The following is a 25,035-nucleotide window of genomic DNA, read 5'->3' on the forward strand; positions in this document are numbered from 1 at the left end:
CAGCGGGCTTCAGGAAGCGAGCCAGGTCGAGGTGTAGGTGTCGATCTCGTCCTTGATGCGTGCCTTGCCGGGCTCGTCCAGGAAGGACACCTCGACCGCGTTCTTCGCGAGGTCGGCGAGGCCGCGCTCGTCGAGTTCGAGGAGCCTGGCGGCGACCGCGTACTCGTTGTTGAGGTCGGTGCCGAACATCGGCGGGTCGTCGGAGTTGATGGTGACCAGGACGCCGGACCGCACGAACTCCTTTATGGGGTGCTCGTCGAGGGTGCGGACCGCGCGGGTGGCGATGTTGGAGGTCGGGCACACCTCCAGCGCGATGCGGTGCTCGGCGAGGTGCGCGAGCAGCTTCGCGTCCTCGGCGGAACTGGTGCCGTGCCCGATGCGGTCGGCACGCAGTTCGGTGAGGGCGTCCCACACCGTCTCCGGACCGGTCGTCTCACCGGCGTGCGGCACCGACCGCAGCCCGGCGGCCAGCGCGCGGTCGAAGAACGGCTTGAACTGCGGCCTCGGCACGCCGATTTCGGGTCCGCCCAGCCCGAACGACACCAGCCCCTCGGGGCGCAGCCGGTCGTCGGTGGCCAGCCGCGTCGTCTCCTCGGCGGCTTCGAGACCCGCCTCGCCGGGAATGTCGAAGCACCACCGCAGTACGGTCCCGAAGTCGGCCTCCGCGGCCTTGCGGGCGTCCTCGATGGCGTCCATGAAGGAGCCCTCGTCGATGTTGCGCCGGGTCGAGGAGTACGGCGTGATGGTCAGCTCGGCGTAGCGCACCTGCTGCCGGGCCATGTCACGGGCCACCTCGTACGTCAGCAGACGTACGTCCTCCGGCGTGCGGATCAGGTCGACGACGGACAGATACACCTCGATGAAGTGGGCGAAGTCCGTGAAGGTGAAGTAGTCGACCAGGGCCTCGGGGTCGGTGGGCACCTTGGAGTCGGGGTGGCGGGCGGCCAGTTCGGAGACGATCCGGGGGGAGGCGGAGCCGACATGATGCACATGCAGTTCGGCCTTGGGCAGTCCGGCGATGAAGGCGTGCAGGTCGCGCGGGGCGCCTGCGGCAACGTGCTGGGTCAAGGTTCCTCCCCGGGAACGGCGTCCCCGGCCGGTGTCAGGCGGGACGCGGGTGATCGGCTGATCGATGACTCGGGGATCATCGTAGGCCGGACCTCTGCCGTCATGGCACGGGCCTTAGCATGACGGCACGCACGACAGAGGGGACCCCGCGCATGTCCGACGACGCGCAGACGCCGGAAGCGCGTGAGAACGCCGCAGCACTCTGGCCGACGCCGCCCGACGCGACGGAGGTGCCGTTGGCCGAGGGTCCGGAGTCCGCGGTCGACCTGGGGAAGGCGGACCCGGCGAGCAGCCCTTCCGACGCCCGTCCCGAGCCGAACCCATGGGCTCCGCCCGCGGACGACACCGGCCCCGGCACCACCGGCGCGTCAGGCCCCTCCGTCCACGATCAGCAGACAGTGACGTCGGTCCCCTCGATGGGCACACCCCCGGCCAACGGCTCACCCAACCCCTTCGCCCCACCTGCACCGCCCGCCCCGGCCACCCCGCCCGCCCACGGCGAGCCCGTCCCCCCGCCGCCCATGGCCCCCGACGGCCCTGGCCAAGTCGCGTACGGCTACCCGGCGGGCTACAGCCACCCGGTGGGCCACGGCTACCCGGCCGGTCAGGGCTACCCGCCCGGTTCGGGCTACCAGGCTGATCCCGCCTACCAGGCTGGTCCCGGATACCCCGCCGGTCCCGGATACCTGGCTGGTCCCGGATACCCCGGTCCCGGATACCCGACCCCGCCCGGCGCCGGTTACTACGGCTGGCCCGGTATGCAGCCCGCGCCGGCCAACGGGATGGGCACGGCGAGCCTCGTGCTCGGCATCTGCGCGGCCGTCGGCTTCTGTCTGTGGCCGCTGGCCATCGTCCTGGGCATCCTCGCCGTGATCTTCGGCGTGCTCGGCCGCGGCAAGGCCCGCAAGGGCGAGGCCACGAACGGGGGCCACGCCCTGGCCGGCATCATCTGCGGTGCGGTCGGCATCGCCCTGGGCCTCGGCATGATCGTCCTGGTGTTCTCCCTCTGAGCACTCGCGTTTGCGTCCAGCAGTCTTCGCCCGGCCGGCCGGGCACCTGATTGCCCTCGTCGCAGCTCCGACACAGTGATACCTCGGCGCTCCCCGGAATCCACTGACAATCCGTCCCCCCTTTCCCATGCCGACTCGACACCTGGTCGACAGATTCCGTCGCGTAACCAAAAGGCAACAACGGAATCACTTGTTGCACGCCCACAGCTCTGTCAGGATCGGCACTCAAATCGAGCTGAAGCTACGCCACCCACCCCTGATCACCAGGGGCGACGGCGGAGGAGAGCGACGACATGCACAACCCGGGAACCCTGGACCGATTCCCCGCGCAGGAGCGCCTCGCGGCCGGTGCGCAGTTCATCGCGGGCCGTCTGACGAAGGGCACCTCAGGTCGTACGCACGCAGTCGTCGACCCGGCGACCGGCGAGGACGTCTACACGTACGAGCCGGCGGGCACGGACGACGTCGACGCGGCTGTCGCTGCCGCGCGCGCCGCCTTCCCGGGCTGGGCCGCGACCACACCGGGCGAGCGTTCCGACGCGATGCACCGCTTCGCCGCCGTGCTCGCCGACCGCGCCGAGGAGTTCGCACGCGCCGAGTCCCTGCAGTGCGGTAAGCCGCTGAAGCTGACGCGCGAGTTCGACGTGCCGGGGACCATCGACAACACCGCGTTCTTCGCCGGGGCCGCCCGGCATCTCCAGGGGCAGTCGGCGGGGGAGTACTCCGGCGACCACACGTCGTACATCCGGCGTGAACCCATCGGCGTCGTCGGCTCCATCGCGCCCTGGAACTACCCCCTCCAGATGGCCGCCTGGAAGGTTCTCCCGGCGATCGCCGCGGGCAACACCATCGTCCTGAAGCCCTCCGAGCTCACCCCGCTGACCTCGCTGCTCTTCGCCGAGGCCGCCACCGAGGCCGGTATCCCGGACGGCGTCATCAACATCGTCACCGGGACCGGCAAGGAAGCCGGTGAGCATCTCGTCGGCCATCCCGACGTCGCCATGACCTCCTTCACCGGCTCCACCGCCGTCGGCAAGCGCGTCGCGGAGATCGCCACCGCCACCGTCAAGCGCATCCACCTGGAACTGGGCGGCAAGGCCCCCTTCGTCGTCTTCGACGACGCCGATCTGGAGGCGGCCGTCAACGGCGCCGTCGCGGGCGCCCTCATCAACACCGGCCAGGACTGCACGGCCGCCACGCGCGCGTACGTGCAACGGCCCCTCTATGAAGCCTTCGTGCAGCAGACCGCCGCCCTCATGGACACCGTCCGCCTCGGCGACCCCTTCCGGAGCACCACCGACCTCGGCCCCCTCATCTCGCACGTCCAGCGCGACCGCGTCGCGGGATTCGTCGACCGGGCGCGTGCCTACGCGCGCGTGGTCACCGGCGGTGAGGCACCGCAGAACGACCTCAAGAACGGCGCGTTCTATCGGCCCACCCTGATCGCCGACGCGTCCCAGGACAGCGAGATCGTCCAGTCGGAGATCTTCGGCCCGGTCCTCGTCGTCCTCCCCTTCGACAGCGACGACGAAGGCATCCGGCTGGCCAACGACACCCCGTACGGTCTGGCCGCCTCCGCGTGGAGCAGGGACGTCTACCGGGCGAACCGCGCGACCCGCGAGATCAAGGCCGGCTGTGTGTGGGTCAACGACCACATCCCGATCATCAGCGAGATGCCGCACGGCGGCTACAAGGCGTCCGGCTTCGGTAAGGACATGTCAACCTACTCCTTCGAGGAGTACACCCAGATCAAGCACGTCATGTTCGACAACACGGCGGTGCCCAGGAAGGACTGGCACCGCACGATCTTCGGGGACCGCTAGCAGACAGGCCGCCCGACCCGCGGCCGCCCATCCTCCCGAAAGGGCACCAAGCGCATGGAGCAGTACGAGCCCGAACCGCTGACTCCGGTCCAGCTGGCCGCCATGCGGCGCAGCCTCCGGAACGGCAGGGCCGCCCTCACCCGTCGTTCGCTGCTGCGCGCCTCCGCGGGCGGCGCGCTCGCGGTCGGCGGCCTCGGGGCGCTGAGCGCCTGCGGGATCCCCGCGGCGGGCAAGTCGGAGGGCGGCACCTCCGCGGAGGACTACTCGGCGAAGGAGAAGGAGGTCAGCTTCTCCAACTGGACCGAGTACATCGACATCGACGAGAGCGAGAAGCACCACCCCACGCTCGAGGCGTTCACCAAGCGGACCGGCATCAAGGTCAAATACACCGAGGACATCAACGACAACAACGAGTTCTTCGGCAAGATCAAGCCGCAGCTCGCCGCGGGCCAGGACACCGGCCGCGACATCATCGTCCTCACCGACTGGCTGGCCGGGCGCCTCATCCGCCTGGGGTGGGTCCAGAAACTGGACCCGGCCAACCTGCCGCACGCCTACGCCAATCTGTCCAGCCAGTTCCGCAGCCCCGACTGGGATCCCGGACGCGCCTACTCGTACCCCTGGCAGGGCATCTCGACCGTCATCGCGTACAACAAGAAGGCGCTCGACGGCATCGAGGTCAAGTCGGTCTCCGACATGCTCGACAACCCCAAGCTCAAGGGCCGCATCGGCTTCCTCACCGAGATGCGCGACAGCATCGGCATGACGCTGCTGGACATGGGCAAGGACCCGGCGAAGTTCACGGACGACGACTACGACGCGGCCGTGGCCCGGCTCCAGAAGGCCGTCGACAAGGGGCAGATCCGCCGCTTCACCGGCAACGACTACACGTCCGACATCACCAGCGGCGACTTCGCGGCCTGTATCGCGTGGGCCGGTGACGTCGTACAGCTCAAGGCGGACAGCCCGGACGTCGACTTCGTCATCCCGGACAGCGGCTACATGACGTCGACCGACAACATGCTGATCCCCAACAAGGCGCGCCACAAGACGAACGCCGAGCGGCTCATGGACTACTACTACGAGCTGGAGCCGGCCGCCCAACTGGCCGCCTACATCAACTACGTCTGTCCCGTGGACGGAGTGAAGCCCTATCTCGCGAAGATCGACGAGGGCGCGGCGGACAACCCGCTGATCATCCCGGACAAGGAAATGGCCGCGAAGTCCCATGCCTTCCGCTCGCTGAGCTCGAAGGAAGAGACGGCCTATGAAGAGAAGTTCGCGAAGCTGACAGGGGCGTGACGACGATGACGAACGACAGCAGCGGCGACGTCCGCCTCTCCGGGATCAGCAAGACCTACGGCTCCTTCACCGCCGTACACCCGCTCGACCTGACCGTGCCGCAGGGCTCCTTCTTCGCCCTGCTCGGTGCTTCCGGCTGCGGCAAGACCACAACCCTGCGCATGATCGCGGGACTTGAGGAGCCGACGAGCGGCACCGTCCACCTCGGCGACCAGGAGGTCACGCACCTGCCGCCGTACAAGCGGCCGGTGAACACGGTCTTCCAGTCGTACGCCCTCTTCCCGCACCTCGACATCTTCGAGAACGTCGCCTTCGGCCTGCGCCGGCGCGGCATCAAGTCGGTGAAGAAGCAGGTCGGGGACATGCTCGACCTGGTCCAGCTCGGCGAGCAGGCGCGCAAGAAGCCGCATCAGCTCTCCGGCGGCCAGCAGCAGCGTGTGGCCGTGGCCCGTGCGCTGATCAACACCCCGAAGGTGCTTCTTCTCGACGAGCCCCTCGGCGCCCTCGACCTCAAGCTGCGCCGGCAGATGCAGCTGGAGCTCAAGCGCATCCAGACCGAGGTCGGCATCACCTTCGTGCACGTCACGCACGACCAGGAGGAGGCCATGACGATGGCCGACAGGGTCGCCGTGATGAACGCGGGCCGAGTAGAGCAGCTGGGTTCGCCCACGGACCTCTACGAGAACCCCAAGACCACCTTCGTCGCCAACTTCCTCGGCACGTCCAACCTGATCGAGGCCGAGGTCGACAACAAGACCGGCGGCGAGATCGTCGTCCGGGCCGGCGGCGGCAAGCTCGTCCTGCCCGAGGTGCGCTGCTCCGCGCCCACGACGACCGGCGGCAAGGTGCTGGTCGGCGTACGCCCGGAGAAGATCACTCTCACCCACGCGGACGACGCGGGCGAGATCCCCGAGGCCCGCAACCGCATCACCGGCAAGATCGCGGCCACGTCGTTCATCGGGGTCTCCACGCAGTACGTCATCGACAGCCCGGTCTGCCCCGAGTTCGAGGTCTACGCCCAGAACATCGACCGTGACGCCCGGCTCGTGCCCGGCGCCGACGTCGTCCTGCACTGGAGCCCGGCGCACACCTTCGGTCTCGACGCGGCTCAGGACATCGACGCGGGGATCGAAGAAGAGGCGGCGGTCTGATGGCGTCCCTCACCGAGGCGCCACCGCCTCTCGCGCCGGCCCCGGAGAAGAAGCCCCCGCGCAAGCGTGGCCGCTGGACGCCGTACTGGCTGCTCCTGCCCGGCATCCTCTGGCTGCTGATCTTCTTCGCGATGCCGATGATCTACCAGGCCTCCACGTCCGTGCAGACGGGCTCCCTGGAGGAGGGCTACAAGGTCACCTGGCACTTCGCGACCTACTGGGACGCGCTGTCCGAGTACTACCCGCAGTTCCTGCGCTCGGTGCTGTACGCGGGCGCGGCGACGATCCTGTGTCTGGTCCTCGGCTACCCGCTGGCGTACCTGATCGCGTTCCGTGCGGGCCGCTGGCGGAACCTGATCATGATCCTGGTGATCGCGCCGTTCTTCACCAGCTTCCTGATCCGTACGCTCGCCTGGAAGACGATCCTCGCGGACGGCGGCCCGGTCGTCGGCGCCCTCAACACGCTGCACGTCCTGGACGTCACCAGCTGGCTCGGCTGGACCTCCGGCGACCGCGTGCTGGCGACTCCGCTGGCGGTCGTGTGCGGTCTGACGTACAACTTCCTGCCGTTCATGATCCTGCCGCTGTACTCCTCGCTGGAGCGCATCGACGGGCGGCTGCACGAGGCGGCGGGCGATCTGTACGCCAAGCCGGTCACGACCTTCCGGAAGGTGACCTTCCCGCTGTCGATGCCGGGTGTCGTCTCCGGCACGCTGCTGACCTTCATCCCGGCGGCCGGTGACTACGTCAACGCCGATCTGCTCGGCTCGACCGACACCCGCATGGTCGGCAATGTCATCCAGACCCAGTTCCTGCGGATTCTCGACTATCCGACGGCCGCGGCCCTCTCCTTCATCCTGATGGCCGCGATCCTCATCATGGTCACCCTCTACATCCGCAGGTCCGGAACGGAGGATCTGGTTTAAATGGCCTTCGTCACCTGGCTCAAGCGCCATTTCGTCGTCATCGCGGGACTGCTGACCCTCGGCTATCTCCTGCTGCCGAACGTCGTCGTCACGGTGTTCTCCTTCAACAAACCGAAGGGGCGCTTCAATTACGAATGGCAGGAGTTCTCCACCGACGCCTGGAAGGACCCGTGCGGTGTCGCCGACATGTGCGGCTCGCTGTCGGTCAGCCTCCAGATCGCGTTGTGGGCGACGCTCGGCGCCACGCTCCTCGGCACGATGATCGCCTTCGCGCTGGTCCGCTACCGGTTCCGCGCGCGGGGTGCCGTCAACTCGCTGATCTTCCTGCCGATGGCGATGCCCGAGGTCGTCATGGCGGCCTCGCTGCTCACCCTGTTCCTCAACATGGGTGCACAGTTGGGATTCTGGACGATCCTGATCGCCCACATCATGTTCTGCCTCAGCTTCGTCGTCACGGCCGTCAAGGCGCGCGTGATGTCGATGGACCCGAAGCTGGAGCAGGCGGCGCAGGATCTGTACGCCGGACCGTTCCAGACGTTCGTCCGGGTCACCCTGCCGATCGCGGCCCCGGGAATCGCCGCGGGCGCGCTGCTCGCCTTCGCGCTCTCCTTCGACGATTTCATCATCACCAATTTCAACGCGGGCTCGACCGTCACCTTCCCCATGTTCGTCTGGGGCTCGGCACAGCGCGGCACACCCGTTCAGATCAATGTCATCGGTACGGCCATGTTCCTGGTCGCCGTACTGCTCGTGCTGGCCTCCATGGTCATCAGCAATCGCAGAAACAAGCAAAAGGCATAACCGAAAAACCCCTGTAGGGAGTTGAAATCATGGCCCCAAGCGCCATGAGCCGTGGCAGCAACTGGACAAAGGCACTCTCTGAAGCCCGGCCGGTCTCGTACTGGCTGGACGACCCCGGCAAGCCCCACCCCGAGCCCACCCTCACCGGCGCCGAGACCTGCGATCTGCTGGTCGTCGGCGGTGGCTACAGCGGACTGTGGACCGCGCTCATCGCCAAGGAGCGCGACCCGCAACGGGACGTGGTGCTGGTGGAGGGCCGCGAGGTGGGCTGGGCCGCCTCGGGCCGCAACGGCGGCTTCTGCGCCGCCTCGATCACGCACGGCCTGGCCAACGGGCTCGCCCGCTGGCCGGACGAGATCCACAAGCTCCAGGAGCTGGGCGCCCGCAACCTCGACGAGATCGAGGCGGCGGTCGCCCGCTACTGCATCGACTGCGACTTCGAGCGCACCGGCGAGATCGACGTCGCCACCGAGACGTACCAGGCGTGGGAACTGCGCGACTGGTACGAGGAGATGGAGCAGCGGGGTCTGGCTGACGGCGTCGAGTTCCTGGACGCCGAAGCGGTACGGGCACAAGTCGACTCACCGACATTCCAGGCGGGCCTGTACGACCGCCGCGGCGTCGCCATGCTCCATCCGGCCAAGCTCGCCTGGGGCCTCAAGCGCGCGTGCCTCGAACTCGGCGTCCGCGTCTACGAGCACACCCCCGCGCTCACCCTGAAGCCGTACGGCGCCGGTATGGCCGTACGCACCCCCTACGGCTCCCTCCGCGCCCGCCACGTCGCGCTCGGCACCAACATCTTCCCCAGCCTGGTCAAGCGGGTACGGGCGTACACCGTCCCGGTCTACGACTACGCCCTGATGACGGAGCCGCTGACGGCCGATCAACTCGCCTCCCTCGGCTGGAAGAACCGCCAGGGCCTCGGGGACTCGGCGAACCAGTTCCACTACTTCCGGCTGTCCGCCGACAACCGCGTCCTCTGGGGCGGTTACGACGCGGTCTACCCGTACGGCGGCCGGGTGCGCGCCGAGTACGACGACCGCCCGGAGACGTACGCCAAGCTCGCCCGGCACTTCTTCACCTGCTTCCCGCAGCTGGAGGGAGTGCACTTCACGCACGCGTGGGGCGGCGCGATCGACACCTGCTCGCGCTTCTCGGCGTTCTTCGGCACCGCGCACCAGGGGAAGGTGGCGTACGCGGCCGGGTTCACGGGCCTGGGCGTCGGCGCCACCCGCTTCGGCGCCGACGTGATGCTGGACCTGCTGGCGGGGGAGCGCACGCAGCGCACGGAACTCGACATGGTGCGCAAGAAGCCGCTGCCGTTTCCGCCGGAGCCCTTCGCCTGGACCGGGATCGCGCTGACGAAGTGGTCGCTGGCCCGCGCGGACGCGCACGGCGGGCGGCGCAATCTGTGGCTGAGAACCATGGACAGGCTGGGGCTCGGCTTCGACAGCTGACGGTGATGCGGACACAAGCCTGTGATTCAGTTCACTCCGACGGATTGAGCGAACCCGCGTAATGCCGCCGGGAGACCTCCCTCTCCCTCGTGACGCGTTCTGCGTCGACGAGAGACAAGGAGGTCTTCTCATGACAGGGGCCAAGACGGCGGTCGAGTGGCTGGCGTCCGTCGCACCGGACCCCGAGGCCTGCCGCTGGGAGTGGGAGCGCAACCCCCTCGGGGTCGCGCTGCTCCCGGCCGGCAAAGCCTGGGACGTCCTGATCCTGCCGGGTGAACTCGGCTACCCCACCCTCGACGTACTGACCCGGATCCTCGACCAACTCGGGCCCGTGCTGGTCGACTTCGGCGACGCCCGGATGGGCTTCTTCGTGCCACCGGGCACGGCCGCCCGCTGGCTCGGCACGGGCATCCGCACGGCGGGGGCGGGCACGTGGATCGTCGTGCCGTATCCGGGACGCGCCACCGGGGGAGTCCGCTGGCTGGTCCCCCCGGACGGCTCCGGCACGCTCACTGACCCGGCGCTGCTGGAACTGGCTATGCATGAGGCTGCGGCCGGCTCGGCCGACGACTAAGGGGGTGTCGCCAGGTGTTGTCGGTCGACTGCGGCGGTGTCGTGGCTGGTCGCGCAGTTCCCCGCGCCCCTTCAGGGCGCTGCCGGGGCCGGCTGTCAGACCGTTGCTGGAAGTCTTGACAAGCTGATTGGTCTGGACCAAATTGTGCGGCGCTCCACCCTCCAATTCCCCCATGCCCGGAGGTCTTTGTGGATCGCGCCAGACCCTTCGTCGGCGCCCTCACGGCCACCGTCCTGGCCGTGCGGCATCACCGCACTCTCGTCGGCCGCCCGTGCGGCCGACGCGGACCTCGCCCGCCACGGAGGTTTTGAATCCGCCCTCGACGGCTGGACCTGCGCCTCCGGTACGACGGTCAACTCACCCATACGCACGGGCAGTTCCGCGCTCCAGACAACCCCGGCCGGCAGCGACAACGCCCGGTGCGCGCAGACGGTGACCGTGAAACCCGACTCGCAGTACACGCTCTCCGGTTACGTCCGCAGCCCCGTGTGAAACCGGGTCCACCGGCGAACCGGAGTTGTGCCCTCGGGGGCTCCCGCGTGGGACTCGTAACGTCCCACTCCATGGGCGGCGCCGACTTCCACGTCGCCATGACCGACATGCTGCTCACCGGCTTCCCGGTCGCGGGCAATGGCTACGTGGCCCCCGCCGAGGTCGTGAACACCCTCGACGGCCTGACGAAGAAAGAGCAACTGCGGCTCGTACACCACCCACTGCACCTGGCCCGCCCTGCGCGGCCTGATGACGTGGTCGATCAACTGGGGCCGCTCTGCGAACTGGGAGTTCCAGCGGACCTTCGACGGCTACTTCCGCTGACGCCCAGGCGCACGCACAGCACGAACGTCGTCAGCAGCACCGCACCGAGGCACCAGCTGGCCACCACGTCCAGTGGCCAGTGGTAGCCGCGGCGGACCAGACCGAAGCCGACGCCGGCGTTGACGGCGGCGCAGAGCAGGACGAGGGCGCGGCGGGCCCGGGCCGTGCGGAGCCAGGGGAGGAGGAGCAGGGTGGCACAGCCGTAGGCGATCGCGGCCGTGGCCGTGTGGCCGGAGGGGAAGTAGCCGGTGGCGGGCGGCACGGCCGGGGTGCCAGGGCGGTCCGTCAGTACCTTCAGTGGGACGACCAGAGCCGGGACGAGCGCCATCAGGACGGCCGCCGCGGTGGCCGGCAGCCACCAGCGGTCTGTACCACTGCGGCGGGCGCGCCAGGCGGCGTACCCGAGGGCGACCGCGAGAACCGGTACCGCGACCGGGACACCGCCCAGGTCAGCGAGGAGTCCGGAGATCCGGTCCGGGTGGACGAGGGCCCGGCTGGCGCGCGAGTCGAGGCGCAGCAGCGGGCCGTCGACGACGACCTGCCAGGTGATCAGCGCGAAGAGAAGGGCCGGAAGGCCGAGAAGGAGAAGGAAGGAGGCCGGCCGCCCCGGAACAGGGGGGGTGGTTCCGGGGCGGCCGATCAGATCGGATGGTCGGCCGCCCCGGGGGGTTTGGGGCGGGCGACTGTCCGATCGGTGAGGAGATCCAGAGCCGGAGGCTCCGGTTGTGTGCGCGAGGGCACGACCAGGTCGAAGCTGGGGAGGCCCCGGCCTGTTGCCACCCACAGTCCCCTGTGGGCGGGGTGTATCTCTCATCTGGGTAGAACCTACGGCAGGGGGTGGGCGTAAGACAGACGGAATCGCGTCCCGTCATCCACCTCGCACACGTTCTTCACACGCTCTGACGGCCGCCGTCCCGGCCCTGGAATCCCGGTGGACGACAGGGCTGGGACGAGTGGGGTTCATGAGGTGTGCGCGGCGGCTCAGATGCGGGCGAAGGCCTGCTCGATGATGTCGAGGCCCTCGTTCAGGAGGTCCTCGCCGATGACGAGCGGGGGCAGGAAGCGGAGCACATTGCCGTAGGTGCCACAGGTCAGGACCAGTAGCCCCTCCTGGTGGCAGGCCTTGGCGAGCGCGGCGGTGGCCTCCGGGTTCGGCTCCTTGGTGGTGCGGTCCTTCACCAGCTCGATGGCGATCATGGCGCCACGGCCGCGCACGTCGCCGATGATGTCGAACTTCTCGGCCATCGCGGACAGCCGGGCCTTCATCGTCGCCTCGATCGCCTTCGCCCGGGCGTTGAGGTCGAGCTCCTTCATGGTCTCGATCGAGCCGAGCGCACCGGCGCAGGCGACCGGGTTACCGCCGTAGGTGCCGCCCAGGCCACCGGCGTGCGCGGCGTCCATGATCTCGGCGCGACCGGTCACCGCGGCGAGCGGGAGGCCACCGGCGATGCCCTTCGCGGTCGTGATCAGGTCGGGAACGATGCCCTCGTCCTCGCAGGCGAACCACTGGCCGGTACGGCAGAAGCCGGACTGGATCTCGTCGGCGACGAAGACGATCCCGTTGTCGGCGGCGAACTTCCGCACGGCCGGGAGGAAGCCCTTCGCCGGCTCGATGAAGCCGCCCTCGCCGAGCACCGGCTCGATGATGATCGCGGCGATGTTCTCCGCCCCGACCTGCTTGGACATCTGGTCGATGGCCTGCGCGGCGGCCTCGGGGCCCGCGTTCTCCGGTCCGGTCGGCCAGCGGTAGCCGTACGCCACCGGCACGCGGTACACCTCGGGCGCGAACGGCCCGAAGCCGTGCTTGTACGGCATGTTCTTGGCGGTCAGCGCCATCGTGAGGTTCGTACGGCCGTGGTAGCCGTGGTCGAAGACGACGACGGCCTGCCGCTTGGTGTACGCACGGGCGATCTTGACGGCGTTCTCGACCGCCTCGGCGCCGCTGTTGAACAGCGCGGACTTCTTGGCGTGGTCGCCCGGCGTCAGCTCCGCCAGCGCCTCCGCGACCTCGACGTACCCCTCGTACGGCGTGACCATGAAACAGGTGTGGGTGAAGTCGGCGAGCTGCGCGGACGCCCGGCGTACGACAGCCTCGGCGGACGCGCCCACGGACGTCACGGCGATGCCCGACCCGAAGTCGATCAGCCGGTTCCCGTCGACGTCCTCGATGATCCCGCCGCCCGCCCGCGCGGTGAACACAGGCAGCACGGAGCCCACGCCCTGCGCGACCGCGGCGACACGGCGGGCCTGCAGCTCCTGCGACTTCGGACCGGGGATGGCGGTGACGACGCGGCGCTCCTGCGGAATTGCGGTCATGAGGGGCTCCTGGGGTGTTGCGGACGCTTTGGCGTTCTCTTCTTTTCTCGCAGGCTAGGACCGGGAGCGGGGGGCGGGCATGCTCCATGTGGGCGTTGTCAGGGGTTCCGGTTGTCCGCGGTGGACATAGCGACGCCGAGCGGACGGGCACCGCCGGGGACGGAGACGACGCGGCGGGGGTGCGGATCGCCCGCCATCCACAGTCTGGTGGCGGTCGAGTCCACGTACACCCGGAACGGGCTCGGCGTCAGGACACGTCCGTCGACCCGGATCACCTGCTGCCTGCCGCGCATACGGACCTCGCAGTCGACCGGACGCCAGGGGTGCGCGGCCAGCGTGCGGGCCATGCGGCGCGTGGCCACGATCACGTAGACGTGGAAGGGGAGGACTGTCACCTCGAGGATCAGGGCCACGACGAAGACCCCGATCTTGTCGTGGTCCTCGTCGGCGACCACCTGGGCGATCTGGACCGCGAGCAGGGCCGGCCAGACGACGCAGAGCAGGGCGACGCGGGTGAGGAGCCGGCGGCGCATCGTGCGGCGGGTAGGGGGATGTGACATGGCACTGAGGGAGCCGTCGGGGGCCTCCACGTCACGGCGGCCGGGGTTCGCCGGCATCGTGCCGTGGCGCAGATACCGGTGGCGCAGACGGTGCGGGGCCTTCTCGTCGGCGCGCGAGGCGGCGATGACCATCTGGCCGTCGGGGATGCCGCTGTACCAGAGGCGGGCTATCTGGGCCTTGCGGTCAGGGCCGGCGGTGGGGCGCATACGGCCGTGCCACCACATCGGTACATGGCCGAGGACCAGAGGGAGCCGGCGTCCGGGAGTCGCCGGGTCCGGGACCTCGAACCATGCGCTGCGGCTGTCCTTCGCCTTGGGGTGGTCGGCGACGCCGCGGCGGGGGTTCTCGGCGATCTGCCACGGGTGGGCGCGCAGGACACGGCGGACGCGGTAGGCGTTGGGGAGTTCACCGAGCAGTTCCACGGGGACGCGGAAGCCGGTGAGGAGGAGGAACACGACGTTCAGCCAGACCGCCCCCTCACGCACCGGGATGCCGACGCGGGAGTACCAGACCCACCAGGCGGCGCAGCAGCCGACGAGCAGAAGACTGCGCCCCACCTGCCACCGCCACGCCCGTCGAGTCGCGGGGTCGTCCCACGCGAAGTCCCCCTCACCGACGGCCACTTGATCTGTCACCTGCGCATCCCCGTTTCGTCCACCGCGTCCGATATGAAGGGACGACGATATCCGGAGCACCTTGGTCCGCTCCGCGCGCCGGACGGCACTAGCGGTGAACTCCCCTTGCCGGGGCGTTAGATTGACTCGCGGATGGTGGACGTGGACGGAACGGCTGCTCAGGGGGCAAGCGCGATGGACAGCGACGGGACGCAGGACGCGCGGGGTACGCATGCGAATCCTGTGCCGCGTCCGGCGGGACCGCCGGCCGTGCCCGCGGTGCCGCCGCGGCCTGCGGAGGCACCGGGCGTGCCGCCACGGCCGGACGGCTCGGCGTTCCTGGCATGGCTGCGGGCACCCCGGCCGGAGGCGGCGCCCGGAGTGTGGCGGTTCGGACATCGGCCGCGGCCGGCGGAGGAGCCGGAGGTCATTCCGGGGCGGCAGTTGATCGGCGGGGCGCTGATCGCGTTCCTGGTCGGCTGGCTGATCTGGTCGTTGCTGCAGAACGGCTACCTCGGCACCTGGTGGTGGGTTCCGCTGTTCCTGCTCACCCCTGATTCCTGGCGCGGCAGTGACAGTCAGCTCGGCGAGGTCGGCAGTGCCCTCGTCTACCGGGGCTACGAGGTGATCATTGCCTTGATCATCATGGTCGCAGTAGGCAGGCTCGGCCGCTGGGGTGAGGTATGGCGCCGCTTCGTGGCTCCACACATGCGGCGTCGACAGCCCCAGGATGCGGCCCCCGCCCTCGCGGACGACCCTGCCCAGTGGAATCAGCTCAGGGGCGCTGGTGCCGTCGAGGCCGCCGAGCGGCTCGCGAGCGACGCGCGGGACGGGCTCATGCGGGACGTGGACCACGCCCGGATCGCCCGCGCCTGGCAGGGTGTACGCACCGGTCGGCACAGTCTCGCCACCTTCACCGGCGCCGTGCTGAAGGACGGTGCCGCGGCCTGTCTGCACCCCTCCGGGGCGCGTGATCTGCCGACCCGGGTGGCCCGGCACGACCTGCTCACCGGCCAGGTGCGGCTCGGTACGACGGCCGACGACGCGCGCAACCCGTATGCCTACCGAGGCGCCGGCCTGGGCCTCGGTCCCGAGTTGCTCGGCACGTCGCTGCTGGCCGTGGGGCCGGCGGGTTCCGGCAAGACCGGGAGTGTCGTCCGGCCGGTCGCCGAGTCGCTGTGCCTGCACGCACTCGCCGGGCGGGCCGCCGTCGTCGTGGTCGGCGGGGCGGGCGCGGGGCTCGGCCCGGCCGACGCGTATGACGTCGTCGTACGGATCGGGAATTCGGAATCCGTGTACGACCTGGACCTGTACGGCGGGACCACGGACCCCGATGAGGCCGCGGCCGTGCTCGCCGAGGCGCTCGTGGGGGATCTGGCCGATCCGCATCCGGGCAGTGACAGCCGCCGGTCCACGACGGTGCTCGCGCAGTTGCTCGGGCCGTTCCGGGCGGTCCACGGGCGCTTTCCCTCCGTGCCGGAGCTGCGGCAGCTGCTCGACGGGGCGCCCGGCCCGCTCGATGCGCTGCGTACGGGCCTCCAGGGCTCCGGTCGGGAGTCGCTGCTGCGTGAACTGGACGCGCGGGCGCGGCAGATGGGGCAGCCGGGTGATGTGGCCGGGGTCCTCGCGGACCGGGTGGCGCTGCTGGACCGGCCGGCGTTCGCGGGGTTCTTCGACACGTCCGGGCGGTCGCGGCCGTTCTCGCTGAAGGCCCTCGACCATCCGGTGCGGGTGCGGATCGATCTGCCCGAGCGCGGGCATGCGGACGCCTCGCGGATGCTGGCGCGGCTGGTGCTCGCGCAGTTCACGGCGAGTGTGGCGGTGCGGGAGGACCGTTCGCTGTTCGCCTGTCTGATCCTGGACGACGCCTCGGGTGTCGTCACACCCGAAGCGGTACGAGGCATTCAGCGGCTGCGATCCGCGCATGCCGGAGTCGTACTGACCCTGCGCACCCTCGACGATGTACCGAGGCCGCTGCGCGGTCCGCTGCTCGGGGCCGCCGGATGCCGGATGGCGCTGTCCGGGCTGACGCCGTGGGACGGGCAGGACTTCGCCGAGGTGTGGGGCAAGGAGTGGACCGAGGCGCGGGACGTGACCGACCGGCAGATCATCGCCGAGACCCCGGCCGGGAAGGCCGTGCACATGCTGCGGCGCGTGATCACCGGCAAGGCGCCGACCGCGCGGGCGGTGACCGTGCGGCAGGTCGAGCGGGAGCGTTGGTCCGCGTCCGAGCTGGCGCACGGCGTGCCGCCGGGGCATGCGGTGCTGTCGCTGACCACTGTGCAGGGGGAGCATGCCCCGCCGCTGCTGGTGGACCTGCGGGACTGACAGCCGAATAAGGGGGAGTGCGGCGACCGTACGGTGAGGCAGAATCGGCATAGGCCGTTCATACGTGGCGGCCAAAGGATCACAATGATCACGTAACCCTCACCTACCTGAAGGCTCCATGCCCCCCACGCTCGCCTCCCTCGTCCACCACTCCGCGCTCAAGCTGACCGTGCGCGCGGGCGAGGAGCGGCTGGACGTGCCCGTCCGCTGGGCGCATGTCAGCGAGCTGGCCGATCCCGTGCCGTACATGGAGGGCGGGGAGTTGCTGCTGGTCACCGCGTTGAAGCTGGACGCGGAGGATCCGGAGGCGATGCGGCGGTATGTGAAGCGGCTGGTGGGGGCGGGGGTCGTCGGGCTCGGCTTCGCCGTGGGGGTCAACTACGAGGAGACCCCCAAGGCACTCGTCGACGCGGCGCAGGAGGAGGGCCTGCCGCTGCTGGAGGTGCCACGCCGTACGCCGTTTCTCGCCATCAGCAAGGCCGTCTCGGCGGCGATCGCGGCCGACCAGTACCGGGCGGTGACGGCCGGGTTCGCGGCACAACGCGAGCTGACCAAGCAGGCGTTGACGGACGGGCCCGAGGGGCTGCTCGGCTCGCTCGCCTCGCAGGTCGACGGGTGGGCGGCGCTGTACGACGCCTCGGGCGCCGTCGTCGCCACCGCGCCGGAGTGGGCGAGCCGCCGGGCCGCGCGGCTGACGGCGGACGTGGAACGGCTGCGGGAGCGGCCCGCGCCGGCCTCCTCGGTCGTGGGCGGGCCGGAAAACGAGGACCGGGTCGAGCTGCACTCCCTGGGCACGGGCCGGCGGCCACGGGCGGCGCTCGCGGTGGGTACGGCGGCGGCGCTCGGGACGGCCGAGCGGTACGCCGTCCACTCGGCCATCGCCCTGCTGACGCTGACGACGGAACGGTCCCGGTCCCTGCATGCCGCCGAGCAGCGGCTCGGGGCGGCGGTGCTGCGGATGCTGCTCGCCGGGGAGCCGGACCATGCCCGTGCGGTGGCCGGGGATCTGTACGGCGGTCTCCTCGACGCGCCCTTCCGCGTGATCGTCGCCGAGCCTGCCTCCGCCGACGGGGCGGCGCTGGCCGGACTCGCCGAGGTCATGGAGTCGGCGGGCGCGCGGGCGGGTGAGGCCGTGCTGGTGGTGCCGGAGGGGGAGCGGCTGGTGGCGCTCGCCGCGGACGGCGGGGCGGCGGTGGCCGCGTGCGGGGAGTTCGCGGCGGCCCTGGAGGCGGCGCGGGGTGCGGGGTCGGAGCAGCCGGTGCCCGACGAGGACGAACTGGTCGTGGGTCTGTCGGCCCCCGTCGGGCCGATCGCCGCCGCGGCTGGCTACAAGCAGGCCGAGCAGGCGTTGTCCGTGGCTCGGCGGCGGGGGCGGGTGGCCGTGGAGCATGAGCAGTTGGCGGCGGGGTCCGTGGTGCCGTTGCTGGCGGACGACGCGGTGAAGGCGTTTGCGGACGGGTTGCTGCGGCCGCTGTACGAGCACGATGCGAAGGGGCGGGGGGATCTGGTCGCCTCGCTGCGGGCGTGGCTGTCGCGGCATGGTCAGTGGGACGCTGCGGCTGCTGACCTGGGGGTTCATCGGCACACGCTGCGCTATCGGATGCGGCGGGTGGAGGAGATCATCGGGCGGTCGCTGGATGATCCGGATGCGCGGATGGAGCTGTGGCTGGCGCTGAAGGCTACGTTGGCTGAATAGTGCGCGGGGTTGGTGCGGGGCGGGGGTGGGTCGCGCGGCCCGGCGCTTGCGGGGCGCCGCCTGCGCCCACCCGTGCCGCCCCAGGCGGCACGCATGCCCGCAGCTCAGCTGAAGTCTGATCTGCCAATCCGGCGCACCCCACCGCCCGACCACTACGCCCCGGACAAACGCCTCCTCCCCTCACCACCCCTACCGTGGACCCCGAACACCAAGAACCATCCCCCTACGCGGAAGGGCCGGGACTCACATGACTTCCACCCACGCCTTCTGGCTCGCCGGTCGCCAGGTTGTCGGTGAGGCTACGTTCGATGTCACCTCGCCGTGGGACGGGCGCCTGGTCGGCAAGGTGAGTGTGCCGACGGATGCACAGGTCGAGGAGGCTGTGGCTGCCGCGTATGCCGTGCGGGACGAGTTCGCCGCAAGCCCGGCTCATGTACGCGCCGCCGCTCTCGACCACGTCAGCCGGCGTCTCGTCGAGCGCACCGAGGAGATCGCGCAGCTGATCTCCGCGGAGAACGGCAAGCCGATCAAGTGGGCCCGGGGCGAGGTGGGCCGGGCGGTGTCGGTGTTCCGGTTCGCCGCTGAGGAGGCCCGGCGTTTCAACGGGGGAGAGGCCCAGCGTCTCGACACCGACCTCGGCGGGCAGGGCCGGCTCGCCCTCACCCGCCGGTTCCCGAAGGGGGTCGTGCTGGGCATCGCGCCTTTCAACTTCCCGCTGAACCTCTGCGCCCACAAGATCGCCCCGGCGATCGCGGCGGGCGCGCCGATCATCCTGAAGCCGGCTCCGGCGACCCCGCTCTCCGGCCTGATCATCGGCGACCTGCTCGCCGAGACGGAGCTGCCCGCCGGTTCCTGGTCGATCCTCCCGGTCTCCAACGACCGTATGCCCGCCCTCGTCCAGGACGAGCGGCTGCCGGTGATCTCCTTCACGGGTTCCGAGAAGGTCGGCTACGCGATCATGGACTCGGTGCCGCGCAAGCACTGCACGCTGGAGCTGGGCGGAAACGGTGCGGCCGTGGTGCTCGGTGACTACGCCTCCGACGCCGACCTCGACTGGGCGGCCACCCGCATCGCCACGTTCTCGAACTACCAGGGCGGCCAGTCCTGCATCTCCGTGCAGCGGGTCATCGCCGACGCGTCCGTCCACGACCGCCTGCTGCCGCGCATCGTCGCCGCCGTCGAGGCCCAGGTCACCGGCGACCCGAGCGACGACACGACCGACGTCGGCCCGCTGGTCAGCGAAGATGCCGCCAAGCGGGTGGAGGCCTGGGTGCAGGAGGCCGTCGACGCCGGTGCCACTCTCCTCACCGGTGGCAAGCGCGACGGCGCCTCGTACGCGCCGACCGTCCTCACCGACGTACCGGCCGACACGGCGATCTCCTGCGAGGAGGTCTTCGGGCCGGTTCTCACCGTCCGGAAGGTCGATGGGGAGGCCGAGGCCTTCGCCGCCGCCAACGACTCCAAGTACGGCCTCCAGGCGGGCGTCTTCACCCATGACCTGCAGGTCGCCTTCCGGGCCCACCGCGCCCTGGAGGTCGGCGGTGTCGTCATCGGCGACGTGCCGTCCTACCGCGCCGACCAGATGCCGTACGGCGGAGCCAAGCAGTCCGGTGTGGGCCGTGAGGGCGTGAAGTTCGCGATGGACGACTACACCTACGAGCGGGTGCTGGTACTCACGGGCCTCGCCCTCTAGCTCATGGGAACCATTTTCATATAGAGTTCCCGAAGGGGTCCGGCACCGATGCCTTCCGGTGCCGGGCCCCTTCTCTGTGCCGGCCTGCTCCGGACCCTCAACCGGAGAAGCCGACATGCGCGAGCCGCAGCGGGCCGCGCAGCCTGAGGTGCACGTCGTGCACGCCCGCGGCGACCAGACCGGCGCCGAGAGTGGTGTAGTCGTACGGGCCCGATCCCGCCACCGCTTCCAGGACCGCCAGTGCGGCGCCGCCGTCCAGCGACACCTCCACCGCGCCCACGCCCGCCACCGTCGCACTCACCTGCGTGACACCCGTCCCGAAGTCGCAGGCACGGTAGACGAGTTCGGCCGCTGAGCTGCCCGCAGGTGTCACCGCGTCGCCCGCCACCTTCGTACGGTCGACGATCATCGATCCGCTCTGCTCGTCGAAGTCGGCCGCGTCCAGGCCGAGTCGGGTGACCGGGCGGGGCGTGGCGGGCTCGCCGTCGAGGACGAGGGTCGTCCGCAGGCGGATGTCCTCGCTGGACGCGCCGACGAATACGTCGTACGGGCCCGGCTCGCGCCGCCACCTCCCGTGCGCGACGTCCCAGAACTCGAAGGCGGACAGCGGGACTTCGAAGGCCAGTTGCTCACTCGACCCCGGGGTGAGCGTGATGCGGCGGTGGGCGACCAGTTCGCGGCGGGGGCGCGGGACCGACGGGTCCACGGCGCGGGTGTAGAGCTGGGCGACCTCGTCGGCGGTCACATCACCGGTGTTGGTGACGCTGAAGGAGACATGCACCGCCTCGCCCTCCGCCCGGACCGACAGATCGGTGTACGAGAAGGACGCGTACGACAGGCCGTGGCCGAAGGGGAACAGGGGCGTGCCCTCGAAGTAGAGGAAGGTCTGGCGGGCGCCGATCACGTCGTAGTCGAGCAGGTCGGGAAGGTCGGCGTCGTCGGCGTACCAGGTCTGCGGGAGGCGGGCCGCGGGGGAGACGTCACCGGCGAGGACCCGGGCCAGGGCGGTACCGGCCGCCTGGCCTCCGTGTGCGGTCCAGAGCAGGGCGGGGAGGGCGGCCGTCTCGACCGTGTACGGGTAGGCGGAGACCAGCGTCAGCACCGTGGCGGGGTTCGCGGTACGGGCCGCGCTCAGCAGGCGCTCCTGGTGGTCGGGCAGGCGCAGCGTCGTACGGTCCTCGGTCTCGCGGCCGTTGATGTGCGGGTCGTTGCCCGCGACGACCACGACCACGTCCGCCTGCGCGGCGACGCGTGCCACCGCGTCCTCGCCGCGCTCGACGATCTCCAGCCGGAAGATTTCCGGGTTCTCCTCGGCAACCTTCACCCCGTCGGCGGCGACAGAGACGTGGCGACCCGTACCGACGTGCCTGAGGAGGTGTCCGTTCTCGTGCGGTTCCAGACGGAACGTCTCCTGGACGACCCAGCCTCCGGGCTGGTCGGCGGAGGCCCGCACGCAGCCGTCGTCGGCGACCGACAGGTAGCGGCCGTCGGGGGCGCGCAGGGTCAGGATGCCCTCGCCCCAGTCGACGAGGGCGAGTTCGGTGCCGGTGGCGTCGGTGGTGAGCGGCGGGAGGTCCGTACGGCCCGCGAGCAGCGCGGGGTCCAGCGCGCCCTCGGCGCCGCGGACTTCGTCGACGCCGTCCGCGGGTGGCACGTGCAGGTAGGAACCGTCGGACGTCCGCAGCCGTACGCGGTCCACCCCCTCCGCGAACTCCACCCGGTCGGCGCCGAACCGCTCGTACAGGCCCTCCAGCGGTGTCGAGCGGTGCAGGAGCGTGCCGCTGTACCAGTCGAGCTTGCACTCGTCGGCGAGCAGACCGACGACGGCGAGGCGGGTGTCGGGGGCGAGAGGGAGCAGGCCGTCGTTCTTGAGCAGGACGATCGCCTGCTCGGCCGCCTCCTGCGCGAGCGCCCGGTGCTCCGGGGTGTCGAAGGCGCCGGTCTCGTCGTACGAGTCGAACTCGCCGAGCCGGAAGCGGACCGAGAGCTGGCGGCGGACCGCCGCGTCGATGTCGGCCTCCGTCAACAGGCCCTGGTCCAGGGCGCCTTGGATGCGGGCGACGATCTGCGAGCTGTCCGTGCCGTGGTCGGTGAAGCTGTCCACGCCGGCGAGGAGCGCGGCGGCGGTCGCCTCCTCGTGGGTGTCGAAGTAGTGCTCGTGGTCGACCAGGTTGGAGGGCGCGCCCGCGTCCGAGCAGACCAGCAACTCGTCCTCGCTCCAGGCGCGCAGATGCTCGCGCAGATACGGCGAGACGTGGTTCGGACGGCCGTTGACCAGGTTGTACGCCGGCATGACCCCGGCGACCGCGCCCGCCTCCACCGTTTCGCGGAAGGCGCGCAGGTCGTACTCGTGCAGGACGCGCGGGCGGACGGAGGACGAGGCGACGGCGCGGTCCGTCTCGTTGTTGTGGGCGAGCCAGTGCTTGAGGACCGGGGCCGTGCGCCAGTACGTCGGGTGGTCGCCGCGCAGGCCGTGCGTGTACGCGGTGGCGATGGCGGAGGTGAGCTTCGGGTCCTCGGAGTAGCCCTCCTCGTTGCGGCCCCACAGGGGGTGGCGGAGGAGATTGACGGTCGGGGACCAGACGTTCAGGCCCACGCGGTCGTCGCGGACGCGCATCGCCCGGGTCTCCTTGGACACGGCCTCACCGACCCGTCGTACGAGATCCGGGTTCCAGGTCGCGCCCAGGCCCACCGCCTGCGGGAACACCGTCGCCGGGCCCATCCACGCCACGCCGTGCAGCGCCTCCTGGCCGGTGCGGAAGGCTGCGACGCCGAGCCGTTCCACGGCGGGCGCGAACTGGTGCAGGAATCCGATCTTTTCGTCGAGGGTCAGCCGCGACAGTAGATCGTCGATGCGCTTCGCGAAGGGCAGACGCGGATCGCGAAAAGGCGGCGTGTGCGGCGTGTGTGCGGTCACGTGGAGAACCCCTTGCGATGGATCGGCTCGGCTCTTTCGAAGCGCTTCGATGCTGGTTCGACGCGAGGCCGGGTGTCAAGACATCAACACTGTCAGTTCAAGCGGTGCATAACAAAAGGTCGACCACCAAGCGTCGGAGGAATCTTGGAAGTGACTCTTGTGCACCCCTGGGCGTTCACTTAACCTCACAGCAACATCGAAGCGCTTCGACTACAGCCAGTTCCACTCAAGACACCGCAGCCGACGGCCCCCGCCGGGTGTCCTGGTGCGCCATGAAGGGTTGACGCAATGACGCCGAACGCCGCTTCCGCCTCCGCCGCCTCCAGCCGGAGAAGCTTCCTCGCCAACACAGCGGTCGCCGCTGTGGCGGTGGGTGGGGGGATGCCGCTGCTTGCCGCTTGCGGCGGGTCGGAGAATGAGTCGCGGGAGGGGACCACGTCGGGCAAGGACGCGAAGAAGATCCTGCCGGCCTACGTCGCCAGCAATGTCGTGGTGCCGGACATCCCCGCCAAGAACGGCTCCGCGATCGGCTTCACCAGCAAGCTGGACCTCGCAGAGCTCAAGACCTCGGTCCCGAAGAAGCTCGGCAAGGGCTCCAAGGTCACCATCATGTCGCCGTTCTGGGGCTCGCCGCCGAAGGGCAACAACCCCTACTACACGGGGATGAACGACCTGATCGGTGTCGACGTCCAGTGGCAGAACCAGGACGGCAACACCTACGACCAGAAGCTCGGCGCGGTGCTCGCCTCCAGCGACATCCCGGACGTCGTGGTGGTTCCCGGCTGGAACATGGGCGGCAAGATACCCAGCGCCATCATCAGCAAGTTCGCCGACCTCGGCCCCTACCTGTCCGGCGACGCGGTCAAGGAGTACCCGAACCTCGCGGCGATCCCCACGGACGCCTGGCGGCGCTCCATCTTCGGCGGCAAGCTGCTGGGCCTGCCGATGCCGGCCCCGTGGGCGCCCAGCATCGTGCCCCTGTACCGCCAGGACATCTTCGACAAGGAGGGCTACGAAGTCCCGAAGTCCTGCGACGAGTTCATGGCGCTGGCCAAGGAGATCACCAACGCCAAGGCCAAGCGCTGGGCGTGCCTGGACATGAAGTGGACCGCCTTCCAGGCCTTCGGTGTCTTCTCCGGCAGCGAGAAGCCGCTCTGGTGGAACATGGTCGACGGCAAGCTGGTCAGCCGCATCGAGACCGAGCAGTACCTCGAAGCGCTGGAGTGGTCCCGCAAGCTCTTCGCGGCGGGCGTCGTCCACCCCGACTCCAATCTGGGCAAGAACGCCCCCGACCCGGGCCCGAAGTTCGCGGCGGGCGAGTTCCTGATCTACCCCAACAACATCACCCAGTGGTGGAGCCGCACCGCCGAACAGGCCGTCCAGAACCCGGACTTCAAGATCTGGGGCATGGACGTCTGGGGCCACGACGGCGGCAGCCCCACCATCTACGCCGAGCAGCCCGCCGGCATCTTCGCCTTCGTCAACAAGAAGGCCTCCGAGTCGGTCATCCGCGACGTGCTGGCCGTCGCGAACGTCACCGCGGCGCCGTACGGCACCAAGGAGTACATGATGACCAACTACGGCGTGGAGGGCACCCACTACACCGTCAAGGACGGCGTCCCCACCAAGACCGACAAGGGCAACATCGAAGTGCTGAACGCCTACGTCATGGTGGCGAGCCCCGCCGCGACCCTCGCGCACCCCGACTTCCCCGAGGTTGCCAAGGGCCAGGTCGAGTGGCAGCAGCGGATGGGTGCCTTCACCAAGAAGTCCTCCTTCTGGGGCATGCAGATCACCGAGCCCACCCGCTACACCAACCTCGGCAACGACATGGAGCAGATGGAGGACGACGTCGTCCGCGGCCGCAAGAAGATCAGCGACATGCAGCAGTGGGTCTCCGACTGGAAGAGCAAGGGCGGCGACAAGCTGCGCGACTGGTACCAGCAGATCCTCGACGAGAACGGCTCCGCGGCCAACTGACC

General features: G+C 70.0%; 17 protein-coding genes and 1 pseudogene. 13 read left to right on the forward strand and 5 right to left on the reverse strand.

Going from position 1 to position 25,035, the window contains the following annotated elements:
• Positions 1-9: 9 nt before the first annotated feature.
• A complete protein-coding gene (locus tag QQY66_RS36555; protein WP_301987621.1) occupies positions 10-1,122 on the reverse strand; it encodes an adenosine deaminase in 1,113 nt (370 codons plus the stop codon).
• 98 nt (positions 1,123-1,220) lie between these two features.
• Between QQY66_RS36555 and QQY66_RS36560 the strand changes: the two genes are divergently transcribed.
• From QQY66_RS36560 to QQY66_RS36600, 9 genes and pseudogenes are all read left to right on the forward strand, one after another.
• Positions 1,221-2,078, forward strand: a complete 858-nt coding sequence (locus tag QQY66_RS36560) for a DUF4190 domain-containing protein (protein WP_301984602.1) — start codon at positions 1,221-1,223, stop codon at positions 2,076-2,078.
• Positions 2,079-2,371: 293 nt separating this feature from the next.
• Positions 2,372-3,901 (forward strand): gamma-aminobutyraldehyde dehydrogenase, encoded by a 1,530-nt coding sequence (locus QQY66_RS36565; protein WP_301984604.1) that lies wholly within the window; start codon positions 2,372-2,374, stop codon positions 3,899-3,901.
• 54 nt (positions 3,902-3,955) lie between these two features.
• Positions 3,956-5,203, forward strand: coding sequence for a spermidine/putrescine ABC transporter substrate-binding protein (locus QQY66_RS36570; RefSeq protein ID WP_301984605.1), 1,248 nt, complete (start codon positions 3,956-3,958; stop codon positions 5,201-5,203).
• The gene (locus tag QQY66_RS36575; RefSeq protein WP_301984606.1) at positions 5,200-6,354 is read left to right on the forward strand and encodes an ABC transporter ATP-binding protein; all 1,155 of its coding nucleotides are present in this window, start codon (positions 5,200-5,202) and stop codon (positions 6,352-6,354) included. The genes QQY66_RS36570 and QQY66_RS36575 overlap by 4 nt, the downstream gene beginning before the upstream one ends.
• On the forward strand, positions 6,354-7,280 hold the full coding sequence (locus QQY66_RS36580) for an ABC transporter permease (protein ID WP_301984607.1): 927 nt from the start codon (positions 6,354-6,356) through the stop codon (positions 7,278-7,280). The genes QQY66_RS36575 and QQY66_RS36580 overlap by 1 nt, the downstream gene beginning before the upstream one ends.
• Entirely contained in the window at positions 7,281-8,081 is an 801-nt protein-coding gene (locus QQY66_RS36585; protein ID WP_301984608.1) for an ABC transporter permease, read from the forward strand.
• Between the two features lie 29 nt (positions 8,082-8,110).
• Positions 8,111-9,538 (forward strand): FAD-binding oxidoreductase, encoded by a 1,428-nt coding sequence (locus QQY66_RS36590; protein ID WP_301984609.1) that lies wholly within the window; start codon positions 8,111-8,113, stop codon positions 9,536-9,538.
• Positions 9,539-9,668: 130 nt separating this feature from the next.
• On the forward strand, positions 9,669-10,112 hold the full coding sequence (locus QQY66_RS36595; protein WP_301984610.1) for a hypothetical protein: 444 nt from the start codon (positions 9,669-9,671) through the stop codon (positions 10,110-10,112).
• A 188-nt stretch (positions 10,113-10,300) separates the two neighbouring features.
• Positions 10,301-10,592 (forward strand): annotated as a pseudogene (locus QQY66_RS36600) (carbohydrate binding domain-containing protein); the annotation flags it as partial.
• Positions 10,593-10,866: 274 nt separating this feature from the next.
• Here the strand turns inward: QQY66_RS36600 and QQY66_RS36605 are convergent.
• The 3 genes from QQY66_RS36605 to QQY66_RS36615 all read right to left on the reverse strand — a co-directional run bounded on the left by QQY66_RS36605 (position 10,867) and on the right by QQY66_RS36615 (position 14,440).
• Positions 10,867-11,712: a phosphatase PAP2 family protein gene (locus tag QQY66_RS36605; RefSeq protein ID WP_301984611.1), complete on the reverse strand. Its 846-nt coding sequence runs from the start codon at positions 11,710-11,712 to the stop codon at positions 10,867-10,869.
• Between the two features lie 197 nt (positions 11,713-11,909).
• A complete protein-coding gene (gene gabT / locus QQY66_RS36610; protein ID WP_301984612.1) occupies positions 11,910-13,244 on the reverse strand; it encodes a 4-aminobutyrate--2-oxoglutarate transaminase in 1,335 nt (444 codons plus the stop codon).
• 98 nt (positions 13,245-13,342) lie between these two features.
• Entirely contained in the window at positions 13,343-14,440 is a 1,098-nt protein-coding gene (locus QQY66_RS36615; protein ID WP_301984613.1) for a hypothetical protein, read from the reverse strand.
• Positions 14,441-14,614: 174 nt separating this feature from the next.
• Here QQY66_RS36615 and QQY66_RS36620 point away from each other — a divergent pair, with 174 nt between their 5' ends.
• The 3 genes from QQY66_RS36620 to QQY66_RS36630 all read left to right on the forward strand — a co-directional run bounded on the left by QQY66_RS36620 (position 14,615) and on the right by QQY66_RS36630 (position 20,136).
• Positions 14,615-16,747 carry an ATP-binding protein gene (locus QQY66_RS36620; RefSeq protein ID WP_301984614.1) on the forward strand — a complete coding sequence of 711 codons (2,133 nt, stop codon included), beginning with the start codon at positions 14,615-14,617 and terminating at the stop codon, positions 16,745-16,747.
• A gap of 118 nt (positions 16,748-16,865) precedes the next feature.
• Positions 16,866-18,443: a PucR family transcriptional regulator gene (locus tag QQY66_RS36625; protein ID WP_301984615.1), complete on the forward strand. Its 1,578-nt coding sequence runs from the start codon at positions 16,866-16,868 to the stop codon at positions 18,441-18,443.
• 247 nt (positions 18,444-18,690) lie between these two features.
• Positions 18,691-20,136 (forward strand): aldehyde dehydrogenase family protein, encoded by a 1,446-nt coding sequence (locus QQY66_RS36630; RefSeq protein WP_301984616.1) that lies wholly within the window; start codon positions 18,691-18,693, stop codon positions 20,134-20,136.
• A 97-nt stretch (positions 20,137-20,233) separates the two neighbouring features.
• Here QQY66_RS36630 and QQY66_RS36635 read toward each other — a convergent pair whose 3' ends face one another.
• The gene (locus QQY66_RS36635) at positions 20,234-23,053 is read right to left on the reverse strand and encodes a glycoside hydrolase family 3 C-terminal domain-containing protein (protein WP_301984617.1); all 2,820 of its coding nucleotides are present in this window, start codon (positions 23,051-23,053) and stop codon (positions 20,234-20,236) included.
• Positions 23,054-23,341: 288 nt separating this feature from the next.
• Here QQY66_RS36635 and QQY66_RS36640 point away from each other — a divergent pair, with 288 nt between their 5' ends.
• A complete protein-coding gene (locus QQY66_RS36640; protein WP_301984618.1) occupies positions 23,342-25,033 on the forward strand; it encodes an extracellular solute-binding protein in 1,692 nt (563 codons plus the stop codon).
• The last annotated feature ends 2 nt before the right edge of the window (positions 25,034-25,035 follow it).

It is taken from the genome of Streptomyces sp. DG2A-72 (genome assembly GCF_030499575.1).
Taxonomy (GTDB): domain Bacteria; phylum Actinomycetota; class Actinomycetes; order Streptomycetales; family Streptomycetaceae; genus Streptomyces.